At 65.5% G+C, this 2,650-nt stretch carries 2 protein-coding genes; one reads left to right on the top strand and one right to left on the bottom strand.

Annotated elements, in window-relative coordinates:
* Positions 1-132: GYF domain-containing protein (locus JCM9942_RS19160; protein WP_172675121.1), on the bottom strand; the 132-nt coding region annotated here is incomplete at its 3' end.
* Between the two features lie 171 nt (positions 133-303).
* On the opposite strand from JCM9942_RS19160, the gene JCM9942_RS13705 reads away from it, so the two are divergent.
* Positions 304-2,565, top strand: a complete 2,262-nt coding sequence (locus tag JCM9942_RS13705; protein ID WP_054660370.1) for a TonB-dependent receptor — start codon at positions 304-306, stop codon at positions 2,563-2,565.
* Positions 2,566-2,650: the final 85 nt, after the last annotated feature.

The following is a 2,650-nucleotide window of genomic DNA, read 5'->3' on the forward strand; positions in this document are numbered from 1 at the left end:
CAGCCAGCCCTGCATGCCTTCGCGCCAGGCCAGCGCCTGGTGATTGCCCTGCGCGAACTGGCGCGCGGCGGTCTCGTCGAGCGGGCCGATGCGGTCGGCCTGGCCGGGAACATGGAAATACCACTGGGTCATGGCGCTTTGCCTGGTAAGGGATGAGGGAAGCCAAGTCTAGGCATAGCCGGCCTTTCACGCCGCTGACAGAGGTCATGCGGCTGAATGCCGGGGATTTGCGGCATGAATTCCGCGCTGCAACAATCCCGTGCCAGGCGCAGTTCCCATTCCTCCAACAGGTCCTTCTCCGCCATGACTCCGACCCGTACCGTCCGCGGCCGCCTGCCGGCTGCGCATCCGCTGTTTGTCGCTGTGCTGGCCGTGCTGCCGTTGACCGCCGCCGCCCAGGACGTCCCCCCGGCCAAGGAGGCCGTCGCCCTCGATACGCTGCAGGTCACCGCGCAGCGTCGTGTGGAAAACGCCAAGGACGTGCCGGTCTCGATCACCGCCATCCAGGGCGAGAAGCTCGATGTGCTCGGCTCGGCCGGCGATGACATCCGCTTCCTGTCCGCGCGCGTGCCCAGCCTGAACATCGAGTCGTCCTATGGCCGTGCGTTCCCGCGGTTCTATATCCGCGGCCTGGGCAACACCGATTTCGATCTCAACGCCTCGCAGCCGGTGTCGCTGGTGTATGACGATGTGGTGCAGGAAAACCCGCTGCTGAAGGGTTTCCCGCTGTTCGATCTGGCCGGCGTGGAAGTGCTGCGCGGCCCGCAGGGCACGCTGTTCGGCCGCAACACCCCGGCCGGCGTGGTCAAGTTCGATTCGGCCCGTCCGGCGCAGGACGCCGATGGCTACCTCAAGGTCGGCTACGGCAGCTACAACACCTGGAACACGCAGGGCGCCTACGGCGGCCCGTTGACCGATCGCTGGTCGGCGCGGGTGTCGGCGCTGTACCAGCGGCGCGACGACTACGTCGACAACACCCTGGCCAACGCGCCCAGCGACGGCTTCGAGGGCTATGACGAAGCGGCCGCCCGCGTGCAGTTCCTGTACGAGGGGGATGCCTTCGAAGGCCTGTTCAACCTGCACAAGCGCAAGCTCAACGGCACCGCGCGCCTGTTCCGCGCCAACATCCTCCAGCCGGGCAGCAACGCGCTGGTCGAGGATTTCGACCGTGACAAGGTCGCGCTCGATGGCGTGAACTATTCCGAGCTGGAAACCTGGGGTGGCAGCGCCCGCCTGAAATGGGATCTGGGCAAGCTCACGCTGTACTCGATCAGCGGCTATGAAACGGCCAAATCGCAGAACCGTGGCGACATCGATGGCGGCTATGGCGCCGCCTTCCTGCCGGTGTCCGGCCCGGGCTTCATCCCGTTTGCCGCCGAATCGATGGACGGCCTGCCCGACCACCGCCAGATCACCCAGGAATTCCGCGTCGAATCCAACGAGTGGGGCCGTTTCGACTGGCAGGCCGGCGTGTTCTATTTCGATGAAGACGTCACCATCGACAGCTTCAACTACGACTCGTTGAGCCCGGGCAATCCGCAGACCGGCCACGCCGTGCAGAGCCAGCGCAACAAGGCGTGGGCGGTGTTCGCCTCCGGCGATTTCGACGTGACCCAGAAGTTCAAGCTGCGTGGCGGCGTGCGCTACACCCAGGACAAGAAGGATTTCACCGCCAGCGTGCTGCAGGCCGTGCCGTTCGGTACTCCGGTCAGTGGCCCGTACATCGCCGCTACCGATGTGGATGATGTCAGCTGGGACCTGAGTGGCGTCTACCAGCTCAACGACAACCTCAACGTCTATGCGCGGGCGGCCAAGGGCTTCCGCGCGCCGTCCATCCAGGGCCGGCTGGCCTTCGGTGGCGTCTCGCAGGCCGATTCGGAGACGGTGATCTCCTATGAAGCCGGTATCAAGGCCGACCTGTTCGACCGTCGCGCCCGGCTGGGCTTCAACGTGTTCCGCTACCACGTCGATGGCCAGCAGTTGATCGCGGTGGGCGGCAGCAACAACACCGCCACGTTGCTCAATGCCGACAAGACCATCGGCCAAGGTGTGGAGCTCGACTTCGAGGCCTACCTGACCGACACCGTGCTGCTGACCCTGGGCAGCAGCTACAACGACACGCAGATCAAGGACAAGGATCTGGCCGTGGCGATCTGTGGCGGTGGCTGCACGATCACCGATCCGACCACGATCATCAACGGCGGCACCTATGCGCTGGTCAACGGCAACCCGCTGCCGCAGGCGCCCAAGTGGATCCACAACCTGACCCTGCGTGCCGGCTTCCCGCTCACCGATGCCAGCGAGCTGTATGCCTACACCGACTGGGCCTATCGCAGCCCGGTCAATTTCTTCCTGTACGAGTCGCCGGAGTTCCGCAGCCGCAGCTCGCTGGAGGGCGGCCTGCGGGTGGGCTACAACTGGGCCTACGGCCAGTACGACGTGGCGGTGTTCGGCCGCAACCTGACCAACCAGACCCGCGTGGTCGGGGCGATCGACTTCAACAACCTCACCGGCTTCCTCAACGAACCGCGCACCTACGGCGTGGAGTTCACCGCCAAGTTCTGAGCGTTGCGGTTGAAGGAGTGAAACACGCAGGGCGCGGCATGCCCCGCCCTGCGTGCATGCGGCCGTCGGCTCGTTGCCCGCCGTG

The sequence above is a fragment of the Stenotrophomonas pictorum JCM 9942 genome, assembly GCF_001310775.1.
GTDB classification, from domain to species: domain Bacteria; phylum Pseudomonadota; class Gammaproteobacteria; order Xanthomonadales; family Xanthomonadaceae; genus Stenotrophomonas; species Stenotrophomonas pictorum.